The sequence below is a fragment of the Pseudomonas sp. 15C genome (assembly GCF_055484735.1).
The window spans coordinates 20908-27035 of the sequence record NZ_JBUDGD010000064.1 but is presented as its reverse complement, the minus strand read 5'-3'; the positions used below and the strand labels follow the sequence as shown (position 1 = coordinate 27035).

5 protein-coding genes are annotated in these 6128 nt (G+C 61.6%); 1 reads left to right on the top strand and 4 read right to left on the bottom strand.

Annotation, left to right across the window (positions count from 1 at the left end; genetic code table 11):
• Positions 1 to 446 precede the first annotated feature (446 nt).
• From ACYYKW_RS23175 to hmgA, 4 genes are all read right to left on the bottom strand, one after another.
• Positions 447 to 1817, bottom strand: a complete 1371-nt coding sequence (locus ACYYKW_RS23175; RefSeq protein ID WP_464991267.1) for an MFS transporter — start codon at positions 1815 to 1817, stop codon at positions 447 to 449.
• A 71-nt stretch (positions 1818 to 1888) separates the two neighbouring features.
• Positions 1889 to 2524 carry a maleylacetoacetate isomerase gene (gene maiA / locus ACYYKW_RS23170; protein ID WP_464991266.1) on the bottom strand — a complete coding sequence of 212 codons (636 nt, stop codon included), beginning with the start codon at positions 2522 to 2524 and terminating at the stop codon, positions 1889 to 1891.
• Between the two features lie 12 nt (positions 2525 to 2536).
• On the bottom strand, positions 2537 to 3841 hold the full coding sequence (gene fahA / locus ACYYKW_RS23165) for a fumarylacetoacetase (protein ID WP_090281827.1): 1305 nt from the start codon (positions 3839 to 3841) through the stop codon (positions 2537 to 2539).
• Between the two features lie 3 nt (positions 3842 to 3844).
• Positions 3845 to 5149: a homogentisate 1,2-dioxygenase gene (hmgA, locus tag ACYYKW_RS23160; RefSeq protein ID WP_336354904.1), complete on the bottom strand. Its 1305-nt coding sequence runs from the start codon at positions 5147 to 5149 to the stop codon at positions 3845 to 3847.
• A gap of 162 nt (positions 5150 to 5311) precedes the next feature.
• Here hmgA and ACYYKW_RS23155 point away from each other — a divergent pair, with 162 nt between their 5' ends.
• Positions 5312 to 6106: an IclR family transcriptional regulator gene (locus ACYYKW_RS23155; protein WP_464991265.1), complete on the top strand. Its 795-nt coding sequence runs from the start codon at positions 5312 to 5314 to the stop codon at positions 6104 to 6106.
• Positions 6107 to 6128: the final 22 nt, after the last annotated feature.

The window sequence follows — 6128 nt, the reverse complement described above, 5'->3', positions numbered from 1 at the left end:
TTGCTTCGCTGCACCTACTTCCGCTGTGTACGACTTCGTCGTACGGTCGCTGCGCTCCCACGCCCGGATCAATCCCTCCGCTCAGCCTTCCGATGTCGCCGGTTAGGCAAGATCAAGAGCACTCGAGCTGGCGCTCATTGTTGAGTGGTGAAGAGCGGAGCGGGTTGGCTTTGGATTTGCGGTGGATTCGCCCCTCACCCCAGCCCTCTCCCGGAGGGAGAGGGAGCCGATTTGGGTTGGATTCAAAATTTGCATTCCACTCGATATTCCAGGTCGGCGTACTTTTCGCATCCACCACGGTCAGTCCCCTCTCCCTCCGGGAGAGGGCTAGGGTGAGGGGCTTTTGATTTGAAGGGCTGGCGAGCTGACACTCGACCTATGGTTATGCGCGATTTCATGTGGGAGCAGCTAGCCCTGCTAGCGATGCGGGCGACTCGGTCTATCCGTCAGACCGCGCTATCGCTCTTCGCCAGCAGGCTGGCTCCCGCAGGACTTTGCCTGGCCTCGGAAGGCGCGCGAACCTGGATGATCAACAGTGCGGCGATGACCGCTGGAATCGCGCAGAAAAAGAAAATCTGCGCCACCGGTATGTGCAACGCCAGCAACAGGCTGCCGAACAACGGCCCGAGAATCGATCCGAAGCGCCCCACGCCCAAGGCCCATCCGGTGCCGGTGGCGCGCACGTGCGCCGGGTAGAAATTGCTGGCAAACGCATTCAGCGTCAGTTGCCCGCCGATGATGCAGAACCCGGCCGCGAATACGCAGGCGACTAGATAGCGCGGATTGTCGTGATTGAGACCGAGCAGGATCGTGCACAGCGCCGCGCCGGCCAACACGCCGGACAACAGACGCACTTTGTGCTTCAAGCGATCAGCGAACCAGGCCATGCAGATCGCGCCAAGCGTGCCGGCGAACAGGAACATCGAGGTCACCAGATTGGCTTCGTTGAGCTTCAGGCCGCTTTCCAGCAGCAATGAAGGCAGCCAACTGATCATGAAATACAGCAGAATAAGGCTGACGAAAAATGTGGCCCAGATCAGCAAGGTCGGCCGTGCGTAGCCGTTACGAAACAACTCCACGACAGTCAGTTTGCTGCCCTGTTCGCGCTCGTTCTGCTCGACGCTGGCTACCGGCGGCTGCCAGTCCGGCAGCATCCGCGCGCTGACTTTGCGCAGCCGCGCATACGGTGGTGCGTCACGCAGCAGACGCGGCAGTGACTCCGGCAGCATCCACCACAGGAATGGAAACAGCAGCAGTGGCGTGACGCCACCGGCGAGGAACACCGCTTGCCAGCCGAACCGGTCGATAAACCCGGCGGCGACAAAACCGCCGGCCGCCCCGCCGAAGGAAAAGCCGCAGGCCGCGAGCGTCACCATCAAGGTGCGCAAGCGCGGTGGCGAATATTCCGACATCAGCGCCATGGCGCTGGGCATCGCCCCGCCCATGCCGATGCCGCAGATAAAGCGCGCGATCATCAGGCTGTTCAGCGAGTCGGCGAAGACCATCAGCACAGTCAGCGTCGCGTAGATCAACACGCAGGCAAGCAGAATGCGCCGCACGCCAAAGCGGTCAGCCAGTGGTGTCACCGCGAGAGAACCAAGGGTGAGACCGAGCAGGTTGGCACTGAACACCGGCCCGAACGCCGATTTCTCCAGACCCCAGTCCTGGGCCAATGCCGGCACCACATAACCGAGCACCTGGGCGTCATAGCCGTCGGTGACCAGCAGCAGCGCCAGCAGGATCAAGAGCAACCATTGATAACGGGACACAGGGCGGGCGTCGAGTGCCGCGCGAAAGCTGGCAATCTGGTTGTGCATCGCAAGGTACCTGTCTTGTTTTTATGATTCTTTTGCACGCCGCTGATCTCTGTAGGAGTGAGCCTGCAGAGTTACGGGGTGTCAGGCTGGTTGGCCGGATGCGCCTTGAGGAACGCCGGATGCTCCGCCGCCAACGCCGCAACCCGGCGGATTTTCGGAAATGCCTCAAGGCTCACATTGAAGCGCTCAGCCGCATACAACTGCGGGATCAGATAGACATCCGCCACACACGGCCATTCACCGAAACAGAATCCACTCTCACCGATCAACTGCTCCACCGTCGCCAGGCCCTGACTGATCCAGTGGCTGATCCACTCGACCACCTGCGGCTCGTCCTGCCCCGACTGGCGCAGGCGATTGAGCACGCTGACGTTGTGCAGCGGATGCACATCGCAACCGATCACCGCCGCCACGCCACGCACTTGCGCACGGGCGACGAGATCATCCGGCAGCAACGGCACCTGTGGATAACGTTCCTCGAGATATTCGATGATCGCTGGCGACTGAATCAGCAAGGCGCCGCCATCGGTGCGCAAGGCCGGCACCCGGCCCTGCGGATTGAGCGCCAGATACGCCGCTTGCCGATGTTCGCCGCCCGCCGGCGCGATCAGGTTGACCGGCAGCGCGTGATATTCCAGGCCCTTGAGCGCCAGCGCAATGCGCACCCGGTACGACGAGGTCGAACGGTAATAGGTATAGAGATCCATGAGCTGCTCCCGTCAGCGCGCCGCCAGCACTTTGCCGCGGCATTCGCCAAAGCCGATCGAGGCAAAACCGTCACGGGCGCAGCGTGCGCGCAGAATGATTTCGTCACCGTCTTCAAGGAATTTACGTACCTCGCCAGACGCCAGCTCGATCGGCTTTTTGCCGCCCTCGGTGATTTCCAGCAGGCTGCCGAACTGACCGCTATCGGGGCCGGACAAGGTGCCCGAGCCGAACAGATCACCGGCCTGCAACTGGCAGCCGTTGACGCTGTGATGCGCGACCATCTGCGCGACCGTCCAGTACATGTAGCGGGTGTTGCTCAAGGTCAGACGATGGGCCGGCAGGTTCTGCTCGCGCATGGCTTCGGTGAGCAGCAGCACTTCCAGCTCGATGTCGAAGGCTCCGCCGTCCTGATCGCGTTTATCGAACAGATACGGCAGCGGCTGCGGATCGCCTTGCGGACGCGCTGGTTGCGCGGTGCGGAACGGCTCCAGCGCTTCGGCCGTCACCACCCAGGGCGACACGCTGGTGATGAAACTCTTCGACAGAAACGGCCCCAGCGGCTGATATTCCCAAGCCTGGATATCGCGCGCCGACCAATCGTTGAGCAGGCAGAAACCGGCGATATGCTGCGCGGCATCGCCAATGGCGATCGAGTCGCCCATCTCGTTGCCCGGGCCGATCCAGATGCCCAGTTCCAGTTCGTAGTCCAGACGCGCGCAGGGGCCAAAGACCGGTTCAGTCTGACCGGCCGGCAGGGTCTGGCCTTTCGGGCGCCGCACGTCGGTGCCGGATACGCGCACGGTCGAGGCGCGGCCGTGATAGCCGATCGGTACGTGCTTGTAGTTGGGCAGCAACGGATTGTCTGGGCGAAACAGTTTGCCGACATTTTGCGCGTGTTCGATGCCGACATAGAAGTCGGTGTAGTCGCTGATGCGTGCTGGCAGGTGCATCTGGCAATCGGCAGCCAGAGGCAACAGTTTTGCCCCCTGCGCTTCGATACTGCCGCGCACGGTGCTGCCTTCGCTGAACAATTCCAGCAAACGCGTGCGCAAGGCAATCCGTGCCTCGCGACCGAGTTCGAAAAACGCATTCAACTGACCGCCGTGCATGGCTTCGACAGCACTGCGCGCAGCACCATCGAACAGCCCGGCTTCCAGCGCTACTTGCAGATCGAAGATGTGCGCGCCAATCGCAACCCCAGCGCGCGGCGCAGAACCTTCACGGCTGAACACACCGAGCGGAAGGTTCTGTAACGGAAAATCAGCATGGCCGTTGGCCGAGGCGACCCAACTGCGGGTGATGGAATTCTGCGTCATGGGTTATCTCCGGGTCGGGTCGAACGTGGCGGGCAGCGTGGCCCAGCAAGCGTCGTAAGAAGGTTGCAATTGCGGGCATTCGAGGGCGAAGCGACTGGGGCGCAGTACCTGGCTGGTCTCGAACATGAAGGCCATGGTGTTGTCGATCTTCGCCGGTTTGAGTTCGGCGTTGATCGCTTTGGTGCAGGTTTCGCCATCCGGGCCGTGGGCGCTCATGCAACTATGCAATGACGCGCCGCCCGGCACGAAGCCCTCGGCCTTGGCGTCGTATTCGCCCTGGATCAGGCCCATGAATTCGTTCATCAGGTTGCGGTGGAACCACGGCGGACGGAAGGTATTCTCGGCGACCATCCAGCGCGGCGGGAAAATCACGAAGTCGAGGTTGGCCAAGCCGTGCACGCTGGTTGGCGAGGTCAGCACGGTGAAGATCGAAGGATCGGGATGATCGAAGCTGACCGTGCCGATCGTGTTGAAGCGGCGCAGATCATATTTGTACGGCACGTTGTTGCCATGCCAGGCGACAACGTTGAGCGGCGAATGATTGAGTTCCGTGCCCCACAACTGGCCAAGGAATTTCTGCACCAGCGTGGTCGGTTGCTGCAGGTTTTCGTAAGCGGCGACCGGGCTGAGAAAATCCCGCGGATTGGCCAGCCCATTGCTGCCGATCGGGCCCAGGTCCGGCAGGCGCAGCGGCGCGCCATGGTTTTCGGCGATATAGCCACGCGCCTGCGCGTCGAGTAGTTCAACGCGGAATTTCAGACCGCGCGGCAGCACGGCGATCTCCAACGGTGCGACTTCCAGCACGCCCAATTCAGTGGCGATACGCAGACGGCCGAGTTGCGGCACCACCAACCATTCACCATCAGCATTGAAGAACACGCGCTCCATCGAACGGTTGGCGAGGTAATTGTAAATGCTGATTCCGGCCGGTTTTTCCGCGCTGGCATTGGCGGCCATGCTCACCAGCCCGTCGATGAAATCGGTCGGTTCGGCCGGAATATCCAGCGGGTTCCAGCGCAGGCGATTGGGCGTCACCTCGCCCAGCGGGCCGCCGGCGATTTGCCGCTCGAGTTTGACGAAGGCCGGGTGATTGGCCGACGGCTGAATCCGGTACATCCACGTACGCCGCGCTTCGCTGCGGGCCATGGTGAACGCGGTGCCGGAAAACAATTCGGTGTAGAGGCCGTACGGGGCTTTTTGCGGAGAATTCTGGCCAACGGGCAGCGCGCCGGGCAACGCTTCAGAGCTGAATTCGTTGCCGAACCCGGACTGATACGCCAAGGCCTGAGCGGTTGAATCGGAGTTCATGGAGCCTCCTGAACAGGGAGTCGGCAGTGGCCCATCGCTCTGGCTAAGAGGTCTCGGCACGCCGGGGTTGTTATTATCGTAATCTGATTACGCATAACGTAATTTGCTCGCTATCCAGCGTCAAGCTATAAAGACGCCCATTCGAACCGGAACCGCCAGCCCATGGAAAAAACCAGCGACAGCAACGGCAAACAGAAAGTCCGCTCCGCCGAGGTCGGCACTGACATCCTCAAGGCGCTGGCCGAGCTGTCGCCATCGACGTCATTGTCGCGCCTGGCCGAGCACGTGCAGATGCCGGCGAGCAAGGTGCATCGTTATCTGCAAGCGTTGATCGCTTCAGGTTTTGCCGAGCAGAACGCTGCGACCAACCATTACGGTCTGGGCCGGGAAGCGCTGCGCGTCGGCCTCGCCGCCCTCAACAGCATGGACGTGCTGAAAGTCGCCGCCCTGCCCTTGTCCGAGTTGCGCGACGAACTCAATGAAACCTGCTTTCTGGCGGTATGGGGCAACCAAGGTGCGACCGTGGTGCATATCGAACCGGCTGTGCGCGCGGTGACTGTGGTAACGCAATTGGGCTCGGTATTGCCGCTGCTCAGCTCCTCGACCGGGCTTGTGTTCAGCGCCTACCTGCCGCATCGGGAAACCGATGACTTGCGCGAAATGGAAGTCGCCGCCGCCGGGCATCCGCTCAAGGACGAGATGGCTTACACGAAACTGTGCGAACAAATCCGCGAGCGCGGTCTGCATCATGTGCACGGTTTGTTGATGCCGGGGGTGGATGCGCTGTCGGCACCGGTGTTCAATGCGGTCGGACAGATCGCCGCAGTGCTGACCATCGTTGGCCCGACCTCGCTGTTTCACGCCGACGAAAACGGCCCGGCGGCGCAGCGCTTGCTGGCGGCGACGCGGGCCGTTAGTTGGCGCATGGGGTATGAAACGGACAAGCAGCTTCTTTGAAAATATAGAGCTACAAGCCACT

Coding starts and splice junctions, on each gene's coding strand:
- ACYYKW_RS23175 (WP_464991267.1), bottom strand. CDS start 1,817: ATGCACAACCAGATTGCCAGCTTTCGCGCGGCACTCGACGCCCGCCCT.
- maiA (WP_464991266.1), bottom strand. CDS start 2,524: ATGGATCTCTATACCTATTACCGTTCGACCTCGTCGTACCGGGTGCGC.
- fahA (WP_090281827.1), bottom strand. CDS start 3,841: ATGACGCAGAATTCCATCACCCGCAGTTGGGTCGCCTCGGCCAACGGC.
- hmgA (WP_336354904.1), bottom strand. CDS start 5,149: ATGAACTCCGATTCAACCGCTCAGGCCTTGGCGTATCAGTCCGGGTTC.
- ACYYKW_RS23155 (WP_464991265.1), top strand. CDS start 5,312: ATGGAAAAAACCAGCGACAGCAACGGCAAACAGAAAGTCCGCTCCGCC.